Raw genomic sequence first — 19,280 nt, 5'->3', positions numbered from 1 at the left:
CCGGTTCCCAGGGAGCTGACGATGACGACCGCCCCCACCACCGCCCCCGACCCGCTCACCGCGTTCGCCGATCCCGACTGGCTGGCCGGGGACCGGACCGAGGTCTACCGCACACTCCGAGACGACTTCCCGGTCCTGCAGGCCGGCCCCATCCGCATCGTCTCGCGCCACGCCGATGCCGAGACCGTGCTGCGCGATCCCGCCGCGCGGCTGCAGGCGCCCGGCACGGACCTCCCCGCCTGGTTCCCGGCCGGGCCCGCGGCCCGCCGGCTGCGCGCCAACATGGTGCAGACGGACGGCGAGGTACACCGACGGCTCCGCGGGATCGTCGCGCCGCTGTTCACCGCACGCCGCTCCGAGGAGCTGCGAACGGCCGCGGCCGCCGAGGTGGCCGCCGAGCTGGACCGGGTCCTGGTCGACGGGCGGCCGTTCGACGCCGTCGCGGAGTTCGCCGCGCGCATCCCCCGCGGGGTGCTGCGGCTGCTCATCGGCATGCCGGACGAGGACTGGGCGCTCATGCTGGACACCCAGGTCGAGTTCCTGATGATCTTCTCGCCGTTCCCGTTGGAGCCCGCCCAGCAGGCCCGGCTCGACGAGGTCTCCCAGTTCTACTTCGACTACTTCGACGGGTTCCTCGGCCGCACCACCCGGCCCACTCCGCTGGTCGAGCGGCTGCTCACCGCCGAGTCCGAGGGCCGGCTGAGCCGTGACGAGGTGCTCTCGCTGATGCACACCGTGCTCGACGCGGGCTTCGAGACGACGCGCACCTCCCTCAGCAACTTGGTGGAGTACCTGGCCGCACGGCCGGAGCTCCTCGAGGCCGCTCGGCGCGACCCCACGACCCGCGTCGGCATTCGGGAGGAGCTGCTCCGGCTGCGGGCACCGGTGCAGGTGGCGAACCGCATCCCCGCGGAGGACGTCGTGACCTCCGACGGCAGCCTGCTCCCCGCCGGCGAGCAGGTCCTGGTTGTGATCGGCGCAGCCAACACCGACGAACGGGCTTTCCCGGATCCGGACCGGATGGACCCGGACAGGCCGAACGCCTCTCGCCATCTCGCCTTCGGAACGGGTCTGCACCACTGCCTCGGCGCGCCGCTCGCCCGGATCCAACTCGCCGAGACGCTCGCCGGTCTGGCCGACCGGGCGGGTGCGATCGACCTCGAGGCAAAGGCCGAGCGCCACCCCTCCCTCATCTTCCCGTCCTTGGCGTCGCTGCCCGTCCGGTTCGGCGCGCGATGACCGCGGGCACACGGACCTCTCCGAGCGCCCACCGGGTCGCGCTCGCCGGCCTCGTCGGAACCACCATCGAGTGGTACGACTTCTTCATCTACGGCACCGCGGCCGCACTGGTGTTCGCGCCGCAGTTCTTTCCCGGTGCCTCGCCGGTCACCGGGGCCATTGCCGCGCTGTCCACCTACGCCGTCGGGTTCGTCGCCCGGCCGCTCGGGGGAGCGGTGATGGGGCACTTCGGGGACCGGATCGGGCGACGCAGCATGCTCGTCCTGTCGCTGCTGATCATGGGCGTGGGCACGGCGTTGATCGGCATCCTTCCGACCTACGCGTCGATCGGTATCGCCGCACCTATCCTGCTCGTCGTCCTCCGCTTCGCCCAGGGTCTCGGGGTCGGCGGGGAGTGGGGCGGCGCCACGCTGCTCGCCCTCGAACACGCCCCACCGCACCGCCGCGTCGTCTACAGCTCCTTCCCGCAGCTCGGTCTGCCGCTCGGGGTCGTGCTCGCGAGCCTGGTGTTCCTCCTGACCCGACTCGCGCTGTCCGAGGCTGGCTTCGCCGCCTGGGGATGGCGGATCCCGTTCCTCGCCTCGGCCGTGCTGGTCGCGTTCGGCCTGGTCCTGCGGCTGAAGCTGGACGAGAGCCCGGAGTTCCGCCGGGTGAGCGCGGCGCAGCAGGTCCGCCATGCGCCGCTGGCCGAGGTCCTGCGGGCTCCCCGGGTGCTGCTGCCGGCCTCGGGGCTCAACCTAATCGGCTCCGGGCTGGGCAACGTGGTGCTTGTCTTCACGCTGAGCTACGTCGCCGCGGAGCAGCTGGTGCCCGCCTCGGCCATGCTGGCGATCTCCATCGGCACGGCGCTGGCCTGGGCCGCCGCCATCACCGTGTCGGCGGTGCTGGCCGAGCGGTACGGCAGACGGACCCTCCTGATCGTCGGCTCCGGCCTGCTGACGGTTTGGGCGTTCCCGTACTTCTGGCTGCTCGGCACCGGATCGGTCGCGGCGTCGACGCTGGCGTGCGCGGTCGCCGGTATCGGGATCGGGGTGGCCACCGGGCCCTACGGCGCCTTCCTGACCGAGGCCTATCCCGTCGCGGTCCGGTACAGCGGATCGTCGGTCGCCTACGCGATCGGCGGCGTCCTCGGGGGCGCGTTGTCCCCGATCGTCGCCACCGTCCTGTACGGGGCCACCGGAGCCGCCACGGCGGTGTCGGCCTATCTCGTGTTCCTCGGGCTGCTGACCCTGCTGTGCGTGGTCACGCTGCGCAGTCCCCATCCGGCCGTCGCCCCGGCGACGGCCACCCGTCAACTCGAAGGGAACTCCTCATGAGCCTCACCGACGACCGTCCCGACACCGCCGCGCGCCTGGTCGACGTGAGCGACCGGCCCGCCGCTACGCCGCAGCCCTGGGACCCGATCAAGATCCCGCGCGCGCTGATCGAGTCGGAGATCGACAGGCTCGCCGCGGCGCCCCGCCCTGCCAACGGCCGGCGGGCGAGCCGGATCGTGCATCCCGCGGCCACCGCTCCCGGGCTGGGCCTCTCGCCCGGGGTGTCCGTGACGATCGAGGTCCTCAAGCCGGGCGAGGAGACCGCGCCCCTGCGGGAGAACGCGCACCGGGTCGAGATCGGCATCCGCGGCAGCGGGCGGATCACCGTGCAGGACGACGAGATCGCGCTCGCGCATCTCGACGTCGCCAACATCCCGTCCATGCAGGGCTTTCGGTTCCGCAACGACGGCGACGACGTGTGGGCCCGGCTGAGCTACTCCAATGCCCCGCTGCTGGAGAAGCTCGGCGTGCACTACGCCGAGGACCTGCCCGAGTCGTGGGAGCCCAAGCCGAGGACCTCCGACGCACCGGCCACCTACACCCGGGGCACCGCGCCGGACATCGCCATCGGCGACGAGGGCGCGCGGCTGCGCGGCTACGAGTTCCTCGTGGACATCGAGGTCGTCGAGTCCCGGGCGCTGCACTGGCCGTGGGCCGAGGTCGGGCAGCACCTCTCCCGGCAGCCGGGGGACGGCAAGCGCACGATCATGGCGCTCTACAACCCGGCGACCCAGCGGCGCCAGGGTGCGACCCACAGCTTCTTCGTCACCGCATCCTTCATGCCCCCGGGTTCGCCTCCGCGCCGTCGAGGGCGCGGCCACCGGCACTCCTCCGTGGCGATCAACTACCACTTCGCGGGTCGTGGGGAGAGCGTCGTCGACGGCCGGACGATCGAGTGGGAGGCAGGCGACCTGCTGCTCTCGGCGCCGGGCTGGCTCGAGCACGCCCACTACCAGGGCCCCGAAGGGCTCGGCGTCTACACCGTCCAGGACCACCCGTTGCACATCGGCATGGAGTCGCTGGTGTGGCAGGAGCAGCTGGACGGGCCGGTGCTGGCGCTGGGCTCGGAGGAGGGGCAGACCGGGTTCGTCGGGCCACGCGAGGCCGGAACGTGAGCACCGTCGCCGACTCCACCGGGTTCGGCTTCGATCCCTACGACCCGGAGCTGACCGAGCCGGCCGTCTGGGACCGCTATCGCGCCGCACGGAACCTCGGCGGCACGGTGCGCGCACTGGACCGCGACGGGTTCTGGCTGGTCACGAGATACGACGAGGTCCGGACGGCACTGCGCGATCCGGCCACGTTCTCCTCGGCGTCCGGGCACCGCATCCCCACCGACGGGAGCAGGCGGGCGATACCGATCGACTTCGACCCGCCCCTGCACACCGCCTACCGGGCGCTGATGGCCGAGGCCCTCTCCCCTGCACGGGTCCGGGCGCTGCGCCCCTTCCTCGCCGAGGTCGTGACCCGTCTCGTCGACGATTTCGCCGCGGCGGGAGGAGGGGACTTCGTCTCCGCAGTCGCCCTGCCGCTGCCGCTGCAGGTGCTGACCGAGCTGGTCGGGTTCTCCGGGGAGACGGTGGCGCAGTTCCGCGCACTGACCGAGGAGCTGTGGAGCCGGTACGTCGACGTCGATCCCGCGGAGTCCCACCGGCGGCTGTGGGAGCTGATGCGTGCCGAGCTCGCCGACCATCGTGCCCGACCTCGGGACGACTTCGTCGGCTCGCTGCTGCATGCGGAGATCGAGGGTCGTCCGATCCGGGAGGACGAGCAGGTCGGGATCCTGGCGACCTTCGCCGTCGCGGGTCACGAGACGACGATGAACGCGGCCGCCACCCTGGCGTGGCTGCTGATGGAACATCCCGAGGCCCAGGCGGCGCTGCGGGCCGATCCCACGCGCGCCCGGGCGTTCGTGGAGGAGATGCTGCGCCTCCGCAGCCCCGCGCAGAACTTCGCCCGGCGGGCCACCTGCCCCGCGCAGGTCGGCGGGACCGCAGTGGCGGAGGGCGATGCGGTGCTGCTGTCCCTCGCTGCGGCCAACCGCGATCCGGAGCGTTTCCCGGACCCGGACCGGTTCGACCCCGACCGCGACGCCCGCGGGCACCTCGCCTTCGGCTGGGGCATCCACCAGTGCATCGGTGCGCCGCTGGCGCGCACTGAGTTCGTCTTGCTGCTCGAGGAGTTGGCGGCGCGGCCGCCGTTGCGCGCGGCCGGGCCGCCGGCCTGGAGCAGCCTCCAGGGCGGCAACCATCTCGGCCTCACCCACCTGCCGCTGCGCTTCGAGGAGGAGACATGACCGACGTCGAGATCGACGAGACCGCCTGCTGTGGCTACGGCAACTGCCTGGTGGCGGCGCCGGAGGTGTTCGACCTCCACACTGACACCGGCATCGCCTTCCTGCGGCCCGGCCGTCTGCGCGAGGCCGACCGCCTCGCCGTGCGGGAGGCCGCGGCGGACTGCCCGGCCCGGGCCATCACGGTCCGGGGGTAACGGCGCATCGTGAGCGCCCGAGCTCGCGCAGCGCCTCGATCGCCGCCGACTGCAGGGGCGAGAAGTACTTCGCCTCGCGGTGGTAGAGCCCGATGCCCTCGACCAGGTGTGCGTCCCGGATCCGGACGGCTCGCAGCCGTCCGGACGCCAGGTCCGCGTGCATCGTGTACCCGACCGACAGGCTGACCCAGCCGTTCGCCGCCACCGCCTCCTTGATGGCCTCGGCGTGGCCCAGCCGGATCACGGCCGGGAGCTCGGGGACGCCGTGCGCGCGGAGCTGCTCCACCAGCATCCGGTGGTAGGAGACGCCGGTCGGGACCCCGACGAGCGGGAGTCCCGCCAGCTCGGCGAGGGTCACCGAGTCCGAGTGGGGCGGGCCGTTCGGGCTGGCGCACACCACGATCGGCTCCTCCCAGAGCTTCTCGCCGACCAGCGCGTCAGGCATCTCGCCCTCGATCCAGCTGGTCACGGCGAGGTCGACGGTGCCCCGCTGGGTCGCGCGGAGGGCGATCTCCGGTTCGCTGATCTGCACCGTGATGTCGGCACCGGTCCGCTCGGCCCGCAACGCGGTCATGACCGGGGGTAGCAGGTACGTACCGATGGCCATGCTCGCGGCCGCGACGAGCGATCCGGCGGTCCCGGCGACCAGGTCGTCGACGTCCCGCTGGACCTGGACGCTGCTCGCCAGCACTTCCTTGGCCCATTGGTACACCCGCTCGCCCGCCTCGGTCAGCACGAGGCCGCTACCGGACCGGACGAACAGAGTGGCGCCCAACGAGCGCTCCAACGACCGCAGTTGACCGGACACGCTCGGCTGCGCCACCAGCAACTGCTCCGCTGCCCGCGTCACCCCGCCCGCGTCCACGACCAGGCAGAACACGGACAAGCGACGCATCGTGATCGACTCATCCATAGGGCCGACTCTATGCGCCCATCGCAGCACTCGCCACAACCTTATGGGCTGAGCGTGCGTACCGCCCGCCCCACCACGAGCCGCCCTGGACGAAGGAGTTCCACCATGCGCTCAGCTCCCACCACCCGATCCGCCTGGCAGGTCGTCGGCGCCAGCACGGCGGGCACCTCCGTCGAGTACTACGACTTCTTCATCTACGGAACTGCCGCCGCGCTCGTCTTCCCGCACGTGTTCTTCCCCGAGATGACGCCGGTGCTCGGGGCCCTGTCCGCCTTTCTCACGTTCGGCGCCGGCTATCTCGCGCGGCCCCTGGGTGGAATCGTGATCGGGCATTTCGGCGACACCGTCGGGCGCAAGTGGATGCTCGTCCTGACCGTCCTGCTCATGGGCGGTGCGACCCTGGCGATCGGGCTGCTGCCCGGCTACGCGCAGATCGGCGTCGCCGCGCCGATCCTGCTGCTCGTCCTCCGGCTGGTCCAGGGCTTCGCCTTCGGCGGGGAGTACGGCGGGGCGATCATCATGGCCTTCGAGTTCGCCCCCGAGGGCCGCCGCGGGTTGTTCGCCAGCCTGCCGCACACCGGTCAGTCCGTGGGTGTCCTGCTCGGCAGTGCCGCCTTCGCCCTGGTCGGCGGACTGCCGGAGGGGCAGCTGCTCACCTGGGGCTGGCGCGTGCCGTTCCTGGCGTCGGTCGTGCTGGTCGCTGTCGGCCTGGTCATCCGGCTGAAGGTCACCGAGACGCCGTCGTTCCAAGCGGCCCGGCGGGACAACGCGATCGTCCGGTCGCCGTTCGTCTCACTGCTGCGCCATCACCGCTGCGAGGTCCTGCTCGTCGCCGGCACCTTCACCGGCTTCAGCGCAGCCAGCATCCTTGCCATCACCTACATGGTCGGCTACGCCCGCACCGCGGGTGGGGTTCCGGCGGGCACCGTGCTGACCGCTATCACCGTCGCCACCGCGGTCCAGCTCGTCACGACGCCGCTGTCCGGCTGGCTGTCCGACCGGATCGGGCGCACCCTCCTGCTCGGCATCGGCGCCGCGGGGACCGCCACAGCCGTCTCGCTGATGTTCGGCGCCGTCTCGAGTGGACGGACCGGGCTGGTCGTGCTCGCCTACGTCCTCGGTTGGGGGGTCTTCTTCGCCGCAGGAGTCGGAGTGCTGCCCGCGCTGTTCTCCGACGCCTTCGACACCTCGGTTCGGTTCTCCGGCATGGGTCTCGGCTACCAGCTCGCCACCGTCCTGGGCAGCGCGATCAGCCCGACGGTGGCCACCCTGCTTCTCGGCGCGACCGGGACGTCCATCTCCGTCTCGGTCTACGTCGTGGCGATCCTGGCGGTCACCCTGGCCTGCGGCCTCGTGCTGGCCCGGCGGGTCGGGTCCGCCGCCGCCAGCACCACCGGAGAGGTCCGCACCCCCGACCGGGTGGAGACATGACCATCCTCATCGAGACCGTCGGCCCCCGCGCAGGACGACGCCGCGGTGGAGGCCGCGATCAGCGCGGCGGCCCGAGCCTGGGAATCACCCGGCCACCGCGGCGCGCCGATCTCCTGCGGGCGCTCGCGCGGGAGATCGGTGGACTGCACCGAGCTCGACGCGCTCGTCACCGGCCAGATGGGTAAGCCGCTCGCGGAGGCAGCTGCAGAGATCGAGAAGTCGGCGCGCAGCGGGCTGGTACGCCGACCATGCCGAGCGGCGGCCGACCTCGCCGGCAACGCCGCCCCGCCGTAGTCCGACGGGCAGCGGTCCCGTCCGCAGGACGACCCCCTGCAGGGCGGCGGGGTCGCCGGGGTGTTCAGCTCATCGGGCCGCGTTGCGGAGTGGACTTGCCGCTGCCGACCGGCCGACGACGGCGGCACCGCGCTGAGCCGGCGCGACGGCGATCGGGCGGGTGGCCTCGAGGGCGTCGACGGTGCTGGCCGAGGAGCAGCCGTCCTGGCTGCAGCTGGTTGAGGTCGACGCCCACCCGCACGCCGACCGTGGACCGCGTTGCCGTCGCCCTCGGGCGTCGAGGGAGCGCACGAACTGCACGGGACGACGCCAACGGCGCTGTACAGGTGGTCGGCGATGCTGATCGTCTCCGCGGCCGCGAGCTCGCGGCCGAACGCCGCACCCTGACTTACGGGCGATGGCGATGATCTTGGACAGCAGCGGGGTCGGGTGGTCCTGCGTTGGGGGACGTCGAGCAGGGTGGTCCAAGTGGGGTTGTCGAGCGGCCCGGCCAGCTGGGTATCGCCCGAAGGACAGCGCGACCCGCCGATGTCAGCCGGTGATCTTCGACGTGTGTTCCGAGCAGTAGGCGGCAACCGCGCCTGCCACTAGGTATTGGGCGTGGGTGTTGTCGAGCTGCGGCTCGCCCTGCTGAACGCGGCGAGTGACCCCGCCGAAGGAGAGTCACTGGTCGAAGGCGTCGCAGATTCGCAGGCCGATGGTGGTCAGCTCGTTCGGCGTGAGCGCGACGCCGTACTGCTGCATGATGTCGATGTAGCGCTGCTCCCGAGACAATCTCGTCGGGGGCCGCTGTCGGTTGACGAGCAGCCGCGAGCTGCACCCGCCTGCTTCACCGAAACGACTTCACCGAAACGGCTTCCCCGACGACGGCGATCTCGTGCGCGCTCCGGTGATCCGAGCGATCGTCCGTTCCTGAAGCGCTGCTGCATGCAGAGTGGCGATGCTCTGGTGATCGAGGTTGACGGGCGCCTGGACCGCTCAACCGTGACGTGAGCTCGGCCGTGGGCGAGCTGCGGAGCCTGATTGTGGCTGTCGTGCCCGGCCCAGGGGATGCTCGGTCAGTCGCCGAGAGAGGTCGGGGGCCGGGCAGCGACGGTGTCTCAGCGGGCGGAGGGGGCCTCTATCATCGCGACCGTGGCTTCCTCCCCGTCTGACGATCCGGCCGGCATGCTGTCGGTCCGGGAGGAGCAGCGGTTGATGACCCGCCGCAGGATCGTGGCAGCGGCCAGGCGGGTCTTCGAGGAGAAGGGCTACGGCCAGGCGTCCGTCGGAGACATCACCAAGGCCGCCAAGGTCAATCGGGCGACCTTCTACCTCCACTTCACGAACAAGGCCGAGGTCTTCAACGAGGTCTACGCGGTCGTCCGGGAAGAGCAGAGCAGTCGGTACTGGGCGCTGCTCGACCAGGCCTTGGTGGAGGGCACGGCGGCAGCGCTTCGTCGTTGGCTCGACCAGGCGCTCAGCTGGTGGGAGGAGCAGGCCCCGTTCCTGCCCGCGATCCACGAGGCCATGGCGAGCGATCTCGACGTCGCGGCCCGGTGGAAGGACCAGCTCGACCAGCTTGCCGGGGAGCTCCATGCCTACCTCGACCAGTTCCCCGAGAGCGAGCGCGAGGCGCGGCGGCTCCGGGTCCAGCTGCTGATGATCCAGCTCGACCAGCTCTGCTTCCGTGCAATCGTGCAGAAGGTCTTCGAGATCGACCGCGCGGCGCTCCTCGACGTCGTCACCGAACTCTGGCTCGACTCCCTCCGCCTCGAATCGCCGAAAGCGATCTAGGACGGCAATGTGATGCTTGACTCGACAGGGTGTCGTCTCTAATCTCTGTCGAGACCTGGGTCACCCTTCCGCCTCGACGACGGCGCCGACCCGGGGTGTGGATTCGGCGAAGTCCCTGCTCTGCCGAATCGACGCTGCCGAGTCGTCGATGGTCGCGCCGCCAGGGACGGCGTCACCTGCCTCCGCATCGTTCACGTCAACGCTGACTCGGGAGCCTTCGGTGCCCTCCATCCCCTCTGGTCCTGCCGCCCCCCCGCCGGCTCTGATGCGGCGTGTCACCTTCGCCGCGGCCATCGGCAACACCATCGAGACCTACGACTACGCGGTCTACGGGTTCCTGACCGTGGTGCTCTCCAAGCTCTTCTTCCCGGGCAGCCAGCCAGGCGTCGCGCTGCTTTCCGCGTTCGCCGTGTTCGGGGTCGCGTTCGTCGTCCGGCCGCTCGGGTCGCTCCTGTTCGGCTCGATCGCCGACCGGGTGGGTCGGCGCCCCTCACTGGTCGCCACACTCGTGCTGATGGCCGGGGCCACGACCGTCATCGGTCTGCTCCCCACGGCCGAGACCGTCGGGGTCTGGGCACCCATCCTCCTGGTGGTCATGCGGCTGCTCCAAGGTCTGGCCGCCGGCGGCGAATACGGCACTGCGATGACCTTCGCGGCTGAGTTCACGCCGCAGAACCGACGCGGCGCGATGACCAGCCGGGTGCAGATCGGCAGTATCGCGAGCTTGCTGTTGGCTGCGGGGGCCGTGCTGCTGCTCAGCGCGGTGCTCACTCCCGAGGCGATGGCTTCCTGGGGCTGGCGGGTTCCGTTCCTGCTGGCGCTGCCACTGGGGCTGATCGGCTTCTACATCCGAGCGCGCCTCGAGGAGTCGCCCGAGTTCCGGGCACTGGAGCACACCGGCGAGGTGTCCCAGTCCCCGGCCAAGGAGTCGTTCACCCGGTACGGGAAGCTGATCGTGTTGGTCTTCGGCGTCGCCGCGTTCCAGCAGATCGGCTACTACGTCGCGTTCACCTACGCCCAGTCCTACATCATTCAGCTGGGCTTCACCCAGGGTCAGGCCACCCTCGCCACGGTGGTGAGCATCGCCGTGGCGGTCGTGCTCGTCGCCGTCGGCGGGCCGTTGTCGGACCGGTGGGGTCGCTGGCCCATGCTGCTCGTGCTGTCTGCGGTGATGCTGGTGACCGCGTACCCATTGTTCGCCGCGCTCTCCTCGGCGAAGACCTTGCCGCTGGTGGTACTGGTGACCGTCGCCATGGGCATCGTCCCGGCCCTCTACACCTCGGTCGCCCCCGCCACCTACATCGAGGTCGTCCCGGCGAAGGTGCGGGCCACGGTCTTCGCGGTGGGCTTCGCGCTGGCGGCCGCGCTGCTCGGCGGCCCCGCGCTCTACATCAGCCAGTTCCTGGTCGAGGCCACCGGCGACAACCGTGCGCCGGCCTACTTCCTGATGTTCGGCGCTCTCCTCAGCCTGATCGCGGCCCTGTTCGTGCGGCGCCGTCGACCGCAGGGACTGGTCGTCGACCGGGGCGAGCCCGCGGGCGAGCCGCCGCTCGACCGTGAGCCGGAGGGTGTCTGACGACGATGTTCCTCGACGACCTCACCGGGCAGCTCGCGGCCCTCGCGTCCGAGTTGTCGGACGAGCACCTGGAGCGAGCCGGCATCTGCGTGCTGGACGCGTTGGCCTGTGTCTACGGTGGCCGGGACATGCCGTGGGTCGCCCAGGCGCGAGCCGTCGCGGACGCCGGCGGCGAGGGGGCGAGCGCGGTCTGGGCGGCCGGAGGAGTGCGGCGCGGGACGGCGGATGCGGTGTTCGTCAACGCTGTCGGCTGCCATGCGCTGCTCTACGAAGACACGCACGCCGAGAGCCGGGTTCATCCCGGCACCGTGGTGGTCCCGGTCGCGCTCGGCGTCGGCGAGCTGGTCGGGGCCTCGGTGGTCGAGACGCTGCGCGCCGTCGTGCTCGGCTACGAGGCGATCGCGCAGGTGGCGGCGACCTCGCTCACCGGGGACTTCGTCGACCGCGGCTGGCGCGCGAGCGGAGTGTTCGGGCCGTTCGGGGCGGCCGCGGCGGCGGCGTACCTCTTCGGCGTGAACCCACCGACCACCGTGCACGCGCTCGGCATGGCGGCCAGTTCCGCAGCCGGCATCTGCGAGTGGGCCCCGGCCGGGACAACGGAGGTGTACTTCCAGAATGCGTCAGCTGCCCGGGCGGGCCTGACCGCCGTCCTGCTCGCCCGAGCAGGCGCGACCGGTGCGGAGAGCGCGATCGAGGGCGCATTCGGGCTGCGTCGCGCGTTCGGCGGCCTGTCGGAAGGGCCTCGTGCCACGGTGAAACCGGACATCCGGACCGATCGGCTCGCCGTCGACCGCACCTTCTTCAAGGCTCATCCCTCCTGCGCGCTGACCCAGGAGGCCATCGACGCCGCCCGGCAGCTGCACGACCAGGGCATTGATCCCTCCAAGGTCACGTCGATCACCATTCACACGTCCGCAGCCGCCGCGGGCTATCCGGGCTGTGACAACCCGTCCTGCCTGGCCACGCCGATCGCCCGTCAGATGAGCCTGCAGTTCGCCGTGGCGGCAGCCCTCGTCGACGGCAGGCTCGAGCCACGGCGGTACACGGGCCCCGCTGACCCCGTTCTCGCGGGCCTCGCGGCGCGCAGTGTGGTCACCGTGGACCCGGTCTTCGACGAGGCCTTCCCCGACAGGCGGGACGCGCGGGTCGAGCTCGTGCTGGCCGATGGGAGGAGCGCGGCGGCGACGAGCGCCGAGCGCGTCGACCTCGTCCCGGCTGACGTGCTGAACAAGTTCCGCACCCGTGCCGGACTGGCACTGGGCCGGCGGGGCGTCGATGACGTCCTGGACGCGTTCGTCCGGCCGGGCGAGCGCGGGGTGCGCGACCTGGTTGCGCGCCTGACCTAGCAGGCGGCCCACTCGGGTTACAGCAACATTTGGTCGATTGACTCGACAGCATGTCGTCTCTACGGTTGGCAGAACATCGGACCGGTTCGAGCACGAAGGTCTGTGGCGCCGCTCGATACCTGTCCGGCAAGGAAGGACCAACGACGTTGAATTCCTCAGTGACATACCAGATCGGGTGCGACATCGGGGGGACGTTCACCGACGTCGCTGCGATCGCTTCGGACGGCCGCTCCTACTCCGAGAAGGCCGACACCACGCCGTCCGATCTTGCTGTCGGTCTGCTGTGCGCGTTGGAGAACCTCGCCGACCGGATCAACCGGCCCCTGACCGACGTGCTCGGGGCGACGACCCGGTTCGTCAACGGCACCACGGTGGTCACGAACTCGATCGCCGAGCTGCGTGGCGCGACGGTCGGTCTGATCACGACCAAGGGCTTCGGGGACAACCTCCTGATCGCCCGCTCGGCCCGCAATGCCCACCGTGATCACCACAAGCAGATGAGCCTGCCCCAGGTGGTGGAGCGCAAGCACGTCGTGGAGGTCGCCGAACGGGTCGACCGCAAGGGCAGGGCGATCGTTCCGCTGACCGAGGCGGAGGCGCGCCGTGCGGTCGACGAGCTGGTGCTCGCCGGCGTCGACTCGATCGCGGTGTCGCTGCTGTGGAGCTTCGCGAACCCGGCCCATGAGGAGATGATCGCGGCGATCGTCGAGGCCGAGCACCCCGAGTTGTTCGTGTCCGTCTCGTCGCGGCTGCACCCGGTGATCCGCGAGTACGAGCGCACCATGACGACGGTCCTCAACTGCTTCACCGGTATCCGGGTTGCCGAGTACACCGGCCGCATCGAGCAGGAGCTCGCCGCGCGCGGGGTGCGCGTGCCCGTCGCCTTCATGCAGGGCTTCGGGGGCACCGTCTCGGCCGACGAGGCGCGGACCCGCCCGATCACCCTCGTCGACTCGGGCCCCGCGGGCGGGGTCATCGGGGCGCGGTCGCTCGCCACCCGGCTGGGTCTGTCCGACATCGTCACCGCGGACATGGGTGGTACCTCGTTCGACGTGTCGGTGCTGCAGAACGCCACACCGCAGGTGACCCAGCGGGTGATGCTGGGGGAGCGGTTCCTCACCGCGCTACCCAAGATCGACGTGATGCCGATCGGCACCGGGGGCGGGAGCATCGCCTGGATCGACGCCCGGGGCGTCCCGCAGGCCGGGCCGCACAGCGCGGGAGCCGAGCCGGGCCCGATCTGCTACGGCAAGGGCGGGACCCGCCCCACGGTCACCGATGCGTCGGCGGCGCTGGGGCTGCTCGCCCCCGGTGCGTTCCTGGGTGGTCGCCGCGGACTCGACGTCGACGCGGCCCGTGAGGCCCTCGAACGCGAGATCGGCAAGCCCCTCGGGACGGACGCCGTCGGGGCCGCCACCGCAGTGCACAGGATGGTGATCGCGGACATGAGCAACGCCGTCCGGGCGGTCACCGTCGAACGCGGCCACGATCCGCGACGGTTCGCGATGGTGGCTTTCGGGGGTGCTCTGGGCACCTTCGCCGCCGATATCGCCCGCTCGGTGGGCATCCGGCAGGTCGTGATCCCGGCGGACGCCGCGGTCTTCTCAGCCCGAGGCCTGCTGGCCAGCGACGACGTCCGCAGCCGGGCGCGCTCGGCGATGTGGCAGGCCGGCAGCGCCGATCACGTCGTGGCCGCTCTCCGGGAGTTGGACGAGGAGCTGGTCGGCGCTCTTCGCGCCGCCGGTCATCCGGAGGACCGGATCGACGTGGAGTGGCAGGGGGACTTCAAGTTCGCGGGCCAGCAGTGGGAGCTGCGGTTGCCGATTCCGCGTAGGCGGGCCCCCGCGGACACCGGCCGCGTCTCCGCGGACCTCACCGACATCCAGGAGCGGTTCGCCGAGCTGTACGAGGCCGAGTACGGCGCGGGAACCGCCTGGGTGGGCAGCCCCGTCGTGCTCATGTCCGTCCGGGTCGTCACTACCGGCCGGGTGCGGGCCGCGGAGATCGCCCCGCGTCCCGACGACGACAGCGTCCCGGCCGCGGCCGGGACTCGGCACGTCCACCTCGGTGGCCAGGAGACCGAGATCGACGTCTACGACGCGATCACGCTCCCGGTGGGTGGTCGGCTCGCGGGCCCGGCCGTCCTCGAACACCCCCTGACCACCGTCACCGTGCCCGCAGGATGGGAGCTGCAGCTCGACGGGCTCGGCAACTACCTGCTGACCGATGTCGGGACCGCACCCGCGAGCGAGGACGCCGCATGACCACCAGGAGCACCGTCGACCCCGTCGACGTCGAGATCCTGTCGAAGGCACTGGACAACCTCGCCGCCGAGATGGGCGCGGTGATGATGCGGGCCTCCGGCAGCCCGGCCATCGCCGAGGCCTTCGACTTCTCGACCTTCATCGCCGACGCCGACGGCGACATCATCAGCTATGCGGGCTTCATCACCATGTACCTCGGCGCCGCCCGCCAGGCCGTCCGCCACATCCTCGCGACCTATCCCCGGGAGCAGATCCGGCCCGGGGACATGTTCGTCTGCAACGACCCGTTCACCACCGGCAACGCACACGCGGTGGACGTCGGCGTGGTTCGGCCGATCTTCGCGGGCGACGAGCTCATGGCCTGGTGCTGGGCCGAGGCCCACGTCAACGACTTCGGCGGGTTCGCACCCGGCGGCATGAACCCGATCGGCACCGAGGCCTACGGCGAGGGCCTGCGCCTGCCGGGGATCAAGATCGTCGACCAGGGGCAGCCGGTCGAGGACCTCTGGCGGCTGATCGAGACCAACATCCGGGGTCCCGGATCTGGTGCTCAACGACATCCGTTGCTTCATGGCCGCCTGTCACCGCTGCGACGAGCGGCTGCGAGCCATGATCGACCGCTACGGCCCGGACACCTTCCGCTGCTACATCGAGGCTGCCAAGGACCTGGCGGAGCAGGCGGTCCGCAGGCGCATCGTGGACCTGCCCAACGGCACCTACACCGCCGAGGAGTTCGCCGAGCACAACGGGCACACCGACGCGCTCTACCCGGTGCGCTGCACACTGACCGTGTCCGACGATGCGCTGCGCTTCGACCTGACCGAGTCGGCGCCGCAGACCGACGGCTTCATCAACGTCAGTGCGGCGACCACCCTCGGTGCTGTCGTGTCGCCGCTGCTGATCACGCTGCTGCCCGACCTGCCGATCAACCAGGGAACCCTTCGCCCCATCGAGGTGGTCACCGCACCGGGCACCATCTGCGACGCACGCATGCCCGCGCCGATGGGCGCCGGCCACATCGAGACCGGCTTCCGGATCGGCAAGCTCGTGACCCGGCTGCTCGCCGACCTGCAGGCCGCCAGCGACAACGCGTTCGTCCGCGACCACGTGATGGCGCCGTGGCAGGACTCGTGGAGCGCCAGCTTCTTCTATGCCCCGGACGAGGAGGGCCGGCTGTGCCCTTCCCCGACATGAACGGCGGTGGCAGCGGCGCCGGGGCCCAGGCGGTGGCCGACGGCATGGACGTCAGCGGCGTGCTCGCCCAGCCCCAGAACAGCATCCCGGACATCGAGGTCAACGAGCTCGCCTACCCGGTGCTCTACCTGTGGCGCCGTCTCAACCCCGACTCCGGTGGGCCGGGTCGCACCCGCGGTGGCACCGGCATCGATCTCGCCTTCGTGCCCTGGTACACCACGGGCGGTCAGGAAGCGGTCATGGCGGCGTGCTGGCAGGTCCCGCCCACCGGCGTCTTCGGCGGCTACCCGGGTTCGAGCAGCGGCGCCGCCCTCGTCAGCGGGGCCCGGGCCGACGCCGCCCTCGACGCCGGCGTGATCCCCGGTTCCCTGGACGAGCTCGCCGCACCCGCCCGGCAGCTGGAGGGCAAGCAGTTCGGGCTGCCGGTCGCTCCCGGTGACGTCGTGCACCTGCACGTGGGCGGCGGCGGAGGCTACGGGGACCCGCTGGAGCGCGATCCCGCGCGGGTCGCCGACGACGTCGCCGCCGGCGCGGTCACCGTCGCAGCGGCCCGGACCTCGTACGGCGTCGTGCTCGACCCGACGGGCAGGCCCGACCCCACCGCGACCGAGACTGAACGGGCCCGGCAGCGGGCCGAGCGCCGCGCCTGGTCACGGGAGGGCGAGCTGGCGGTCCGCCGCAGCCCCGTCGCGGCGCGGCTGGCCGAGCGCGGTCAGTGGTGCCACCACCGCGACGGCATCGACCTCGTCGAGTGCGCCGACCCGGCGACCGGGACCCTCGTGCGCGCGGACGTGGTCGTCACTCCCCATCACATCGAGACGACAGGAGGACGGACGTGAGCACCGCGTCGGTCACCGCGGCGGGCGCGGGCGCGCCCACCACCATCCCTCTCGACACCTTCCCGGCCGCGGTGGCAGAGCTGAGCGCCCGGCACGGCGACCGTGAGGCGGTTGTCGCGCCCGAAGGGCGCCTCACGTTCACCGAGCTGGCCGGGCGGGTCGACGATCTCGCGGGCGCCTTCGCCGCGGCCGGGCTGGAGCCGGGCCAGCGCGTCGGCATCCTGCTCCCCAACGGGATCAGGTGGTTGGTCACCATGCTGGGCGCGCAGCGTGCCGGGCTCGTGGCCGTGCCGATCAACACCTGGTACCGCTCCAGCGAGCTCGCGCACCTCATCGGCACGGCCGATCTGCGGGTCGTGGTGACCGACGCGGAGGTGTTCGGCAAGGACATGCTCGCCGAGCTCGCCGCAGCCGGCCACGGCGAGACGTTCGCCGCCGCCCGCGGCGGGGACTATCTGGGGGCGGTCCTCTGGCCCGCCGCCGAGCCGTTCCCGCGGGGCCTGGAGCCGGCGTCGCCGCCCCCGCCGGTGGCCACCGCCGACGACGTGGCGTTGATCCTCTACACCAGCGGGAGCACCGCGCTGCCCAAGCCGGTCCCGCTCGAGCACGGCAAGCTGCTGCGCAACGGTCGTGCCATGGGTGAGTGCATGCACCTGCGGCCGGGTGACCGGTTGTGGTTCGCGATGCCGCTGTTCTTCGGTTACGGCGCGTGCAATGCGCTGCCCGTCGCGTTGGCCCACGCCACCACGCTGTGTATCCAGGAGAAGGTCGAGGGTGACGCGGCTCTGGAGTTCATCGAGCGGGAGCGGTGCACGGTCTCCTACGGCCTGGCGACGGCTGTACGGGCCCTGCTCGCGGCACCGAGCTTCGGCAGCCGCGACATCTCCTCGCTGCGCACCGGCCCGGTCGGGTTCAACGCCGAGGACAAGCGGCTGGCCGTCGAGGGCCTCGGCATCAGCGAGGCGTGCAGCGCCTACGGGCTGACCGAGTCCTACGGCTTCGTCACGATGACCGACGCCCACGACCCCCTGGACGTGCGGCTGCACACCCAGGGCCGGGTCCTGCCCACCCAGCAGATCCGGATCGTCGACGCGTCGGGGACGGAGTGCCCGCCGGGCACCAGCGGCGAGATCGAGATCAGCGGCTGCGTGATCGACGGATACCTCGGTGGCGACGCCCTCGACGTCGGCACCCGCTCCGCGGACGGCTGGTTCCGCACCGGCGACCTGGGTCTCATCGACGTCGACGGCCGCCTGGTCTTCGGGGGACGCTGGAAGGAAATGCTCAAGATCAAGGGCATCAACGTGGCCCCGGTCGAGGTCGAGGGCATCCTGTCCGAGCACGCCGAGGTCGACCAGGCCTACGTGATCGGCCTGACGACACCGGACGGCGACCAGGAGATGGCCTGCGTGGTGGTGCCGGACGGGGCCGCGGAGGCGGGCCCCGACCTGCCGGACCGGCTGACCAGCTACGTCCGCTCGCGGGCGGCCAGCTACAAGGTGCCCAGCCGCTTCGTCGTGCTCGACGCCGCCGCGGTCCCGCAGACCGACACCGGCAAGGTGTCCAAGCTCAGGCTGCGCGAGATGCTCGAGGGGGCCTGATGAGCGGCGCGACGACCACGGCCCTGGACACAACCGAGACCACCCGACGGGCACCCGCCTTCGCCGACCTGCCGACGTTGCCCGACCGCGACGAGCACCACGCCTGGGACGTGTGGGGCCGCGCGGACGAGATCGGCACCCTCAACCTGATCGGTCCCGAGCAGCGCCTCGCCGCCGCGCGTACCGTCCGTAGCGGGGAGATGGTCTCGCTCACCCTGCCGCTCGACGAGCCCGATCCGGGGTTGTTCGACGAGCGGAGCTGCTACCGCCACGTCGTCGAGGACACCGCAGCGGGGCACGACGACCGGCTCGACGAGTTCTACCTGCAGGGTTCCTCGCAGTGGGACGGGCTGCGGCACATCAACGCGGGCCGGCACGGGTACTGGGGCGGCCGCACCGAGCACGACCTCGCCACCTCCGACGTCCTCGGCATCGACCGGTGGGCCGAGCACGGCTTCGGGGGCCGTGGCGTGCTGATCGACGTCGCCGGCCATCTGGCTGCCCGTGGTACCCCGCTCGCGGCCGACGAACCGGTCGAGATCACCAGTGCGCTGCTCGACGAGGTCGCCGGGGCGCAGGGGACCACGTTCGCCTCCGGCGACGTGCTGGTCGTGCGTACCGGCTGGACCGAGTGGTACCGGGCGCTGCCCGCCGAGCATCGCGCCCGGCTGCGGGGCACCATCGGCTCGGGCTTCGCCTGCCCCGGGCTGGAGTCCACGAAGGACATGGCCGGTTACCTGTGGGACCACGAGTTCGCCGCGGTCGCAATGGACAACGTCGGCGTCGAGGTGTTCCCGGTGGACCGGGCCAAGGGGTTCCTGCACCGGCGGCTGATCGCGTTGCAGGGCATGCCGCTGGGCGAGCTGTGGCACCTGGCCGACCTCGCGGAACGGTGCCGCGAGCGGAGCAGCCATGAGTTCCTGCTGGTATCCGGGGTGCTGCCGCTCCCGCGCGGGGTCGGCAGCCCGGCCAACGCGCACGCCCTGCTCTGACCACCCTCG

17 protein-coding genes and 1 pseudogene are annotated in these 19,280 nt (G+C 71.5%); 16 read left to right on the top strand and 2 right to left on the bottom strand.

Going from position 1 to position 19,280, the window contains the following annotated elements:
* The first annotated feature begins 21 nt into the window (after positions 1–21).
* From ABD990_RS00230 to ABD990_RS00210, 5 genes are read left to right on the top strand one after another with little or no spacing between them, the layout of a single operon-like run.
* Complete coding sequence (locus ABD990_RS00230) at positions 22–1,239, top strand: cytochrome P450 (protein ID WP_345377553.1); 1,218 nt, start codon at positions 22–24, stop codon at positions 1,237–1,239.
* Positions 1,236–2,555: an MFS transporter gene (locus tag ABD990_RS00225; protein WP_345377552.1), complete on the top strand. Its 1,320-nt coding sequence runs from the start codon at positions 1,236–1,238 to the stop codon at positions 2,553–2,555. The genes ABD990_RS00230 and ABD990_RS00225 overlap by 4 nt, the downstream gene beginning before the upstream one ends.
* A complete protein-coding gene (locus ABD990_RS00220; RefSeq protein WP_345377551.1) occupies positions 2,552–3,670 on the top strand; it encodes a cupin domain-containing protein in 1,119 nt (372 codons plus the stop codon). Before ABD990_RS00225 ends, ABD990_RS00220 begins: the two co-directional genes overlap by 4 nt.
* Positions 3,667–4,851, top strand: coding sequence for a cytochrome P450 (locus ABD990_RS00215; RefSeq protein WP_345377550.1), 1,185 nt, complete (start codon positions 3,667–3,669; stop codon positions 4,849–4,851). Before ABD990_RS00220 ends, ABD990_RS00215 begins: the two co-directional genes overlap by 4 nt.
* Entirely contained in the window at positions 4,848–5,045 is a 198-nt protein-coding gene (locus tag ABD990_RS00210) for a ferredoxin (protein ID WP_345377549.1), read from the top strand. Before ABD990_RS00215 ends, ABD990_RS00210 begins: the two co-directional genes overlap by 4 nt.
* On the opposite strand, the gene ABD990_RS00205 is transcribed toward ABD990_RS00210, so the two are convergent.
* Positions 5,029–5,958 (bottom strand): LysR family transcriptional regulator, encoded by a 930-nt coding sequence (locus ABD990_RS00205; RefSeq protein ID WP_345377548.1) that lies wholly within the window; start codon positions 5,956–5,958, stop codon positions 5,029–5,031. The two genes, ABD990_RS00210 and ABD990_RS00205, sit on opposite strands and share 17 nt — an antisense overlap.
* 105 nt (positions 5,959–6,063) lie before the next feature.
* Here ABD990_RS00205 and ABD990_RS00200 point away from each other — a divergent pair, with 105 nt between their 5' ends.
* From ABD990_RS00200 to ABD990_RS00190, 3 genes are all read left to right on the top strand, one after another.
* Complete coding sequence (locus ABD990_RS00200) at positions 6,064–7,389, top strand: MFS transporter (RefSeq protein ID WP_345377547.1); 1,326 nt, start codon at positions 6,064–6,066, stop codon at positions 7,387–7,389.
* Between the two features lie 45 nt (positions 7,390–7,434).
* Complete coding sequence (locus ABD990_RS00195; RefSeq protein ID WP_345377546.1) at positions 7,435–7,683, top strand: hypothetical protein; 249 nt, start codon at positions 7,435–7,437, stop codon at positions 7,681–7,683.
* Positions 7,684–8,817: 1,134 nt separating this feature from the next.
* Entirely contained in the window at positions 8,818–9,459 is a 642-nt protein-coding gene (locus ABD990_RS00190) for a TetR/AcrR family transcriptional regulator (RefSeq protein WP_345377545.1), read from the top strand.
* A 60-nt stretch (positions 9,460–9,519) separates the two neighbouring features.
* Here ABD990_RS00190 and ABD990_RS00185 read toward each other — a convergent pair whose 3' ends face one another.
* Positions 9,520–9,690: a hypothetical protein gene (locus ABD990_RS00185; protein ID WP_345377544.1), complete on the bottom strand. Its 171-nt coding sequence runs from the start codon at positions 9,688–9,690 to the stop codon at positions 9,520–9,522.
* Positions 9,691–9,724: 34 nt separating this feature from the next.
* Between ABD990_RS00185 and ABD990_RS00180 the strand changes: the two genes are divergently transcribed.
* The 8 genes and pseudogenes from ABD990_RS00180 to ABD990_RS00145 all read left to right on the top strand — a co-directional run bounded on the left by ABD990_RS00180 (position 9,725) and on the right by ABD990_RS00145 (position 19,271).
* On the top strand, positions 9,725–11,035 hold the full coding sequence (locus ABD990_RS00180) for an MFS transporter (protein WP_345377543.1): 1,311 nt from the start codon (positions 9,725–9,727) through the stop codon (positions 11,033–11,035).
* Between the two features lie 5 nt (positions 11,036–11,040).
* Complete coding sequence (locus ABD990_RS00175; RefSeq protein WP_345377542.1) at positions 11,041–12,381, top strand: MmgE/PrpD family protein; 1,341 nt, start codon at positions 11,041–11,043, stop codon at positions 12,379–12,381.
* A 158-nt stretch (positions 12,382–12,539) separates the two neighbouring features.
* Positions 12,540–14,645 (top strand): hydantoinase/oxoprolinase family protein, encoded by a 2,106-nt coding sequence (locus ABD990_RS00170; protein ID WP_345377541.1) that lies wholly within the window; start codon positions 12,540–12,542, stop codon positions 14,643–14,645.
* Positions 14,564–15,124 (top strand): annotated as a pseudogene (locus ABD990_RS34255) (hydantoinase B/oxoprolinase family protein); the annotation flags it as partial. The gene ABD990_RS00170 and the pseudogene ABD990_RS34255, both read left to right, overlap by 82 nt.
* 91 nt (positions 15,125–15,215) lie before the next feature.
* Positions 15,216–15,839 carry a hydantoinase B/oxoprolinase family protein gene (locus ABD990_RS00160; RefSeq protein ID WP_345377539.1) on the top strand — a complete coding sequence of 208 codons (624 nt, stop codon included), beginning with the start codon at positions 15,216–15,218 and terminating at the stop codon, positions 15,837–15,839.
* Positions 15,821–16,678, top strand: a complete 858-nt coding sequence (locus ABD990_RS00155) for a hydantoinase B/oxoprolinase family protein (RefSeq protein WP_345377538.1) — start codon at positions 15,821–15,823, stop codon at positions 16,676–16,678. The genes ABD990_RS00160 and ABD990_RS00155 overlap by 19 nt, the downstream gene beginning before the upstream one ends.
* Complete coding sequence (locus tag ABD990_RS00150) at positions 16,675–18,279, top strand: class I adenylate-forming enzyme family protein (protein ID WP_345377537.1); 1,605 nt, start codon at positions 16,675–16,677, stop codon at positions 18,277–18,279. The genes ABD990_RS00155 and ABD990_RS00150 overlap by 4 nt, the downstream gene beginning before the upstream one ends.
* A complete protein-coding gene (locus ABD990_RS00145) occupies positions 18,279–19,271 on the top strand; it encodes a cyclase family protein (protein WP_345377536.1) in 993 nt (330 codons plus the stop codon). The genes ABD990_RS00150 and ABD990_RS00145 overlap by 1 nt, the downstream gene beginning before the upstream one ends.
* Positions 19,272–19,280: the final 9 nt, after the last annotated feature.

Origin of the sequence: Pseudonocardia yuanmonensis (assembly GCF_039542425.1) — a bacterium.
In the GTDB taxonomy this organism is placed as follows: domain Bacteria; phylum Actinomycetota; class Actinomycetes; order Mycobacteriales; family Pseudonocardiaceae; genus Pseudonocardia; species Pseudonocardia yuanmonensis.
This window is presented reverse-complemented; position numbering and strand designations above follow the sequence as displayed.

What these genes read in the sequence shown, in the direction of transcription:
- ABD990_RS00230 (WP_345377553.1), top strand. Translation starts at nt 22, where the DNA reads ATGACGACCGCCCCCACCACCGCCCCCGACCCGCTCACCGCGTTCGCC.
- ABD990_RS00225 (WP_345377552.1), top strand. Translation starts at nt 1,236, where the DNA reads ATGACCGCGGGCACACGGACCTCTCCGAGCGCCCACCGGGTCGCGCTC.
- ABD990_RS00220 (WP_345377551.1), top strand. Translation starts at nt 2,552, where the DNA reads ATGAGCCTCACCGACGACCGTCCCGACACCGCCGCGCGCCTGGTCGAC.
- ABD990_RS00210 (WP_345377549.1), top strand. Translation starts at nt 4,848, where the DNA reads ATGACCGACGTCGAGATCGACGAGACCGCCTGCTGTGGCTACGGCAAC.
- ABD990_RS00205 (WP_345377548.1), bottom strand. Translation starts at nt 5,958, where the DNA reads ATGGATGAGTCGATCACGATGCGTCGCTTGTCCGTGTTCTGCCTGGTC.
- ABD990_RS00200 (WP_345377547.1), top strand. Translation starts at nt 6,064, where the DNA reads ATGCGCTCAGCTCCCACCACCCGATCCGCCTGGCAGGTCGTCGGCGCC.
- ABD990_RS00185 (WP_345377544.1), bottom strand. Translation starts at nt 9,690, where the DNA reads ATGGAGGGCACCGAAGGCTCCCGAGTCAGCGTTGACGTGAACGATGCG.
- ABD990_RS00180 (WP_345377543.1), top strand. Translation starts at nt 9,725, where the DNA reads ATGCGGCGTGTCACCTTCGCCGCGGCCATCGGCAACACCATCGAGACC.
- ABD990_RS00175 (WP_345377542.1), top strand. Translation starts at nt 11,041, where the DNA reads ATGTTCCTCGACGACCTCACCGGGCAGCTCGCGGCCCTCGCGTCCGAG.
- ABD990_RS00160 (WP_345377539.1), top strand. Translation starts at nt 15,216, where the DNA reads ATGGCCGCCTGTCACCGCTGCGACGAGCGGCTGCGAGCCATGATCGAC.
- ABD990_RS00145 (WP_345377536.1), top strand. Translation starts at nt 18,279, where the DNA reads ATGAGCGGCGCGACGACCACGGCCCTGGACACAACCGAGACCACCCGA.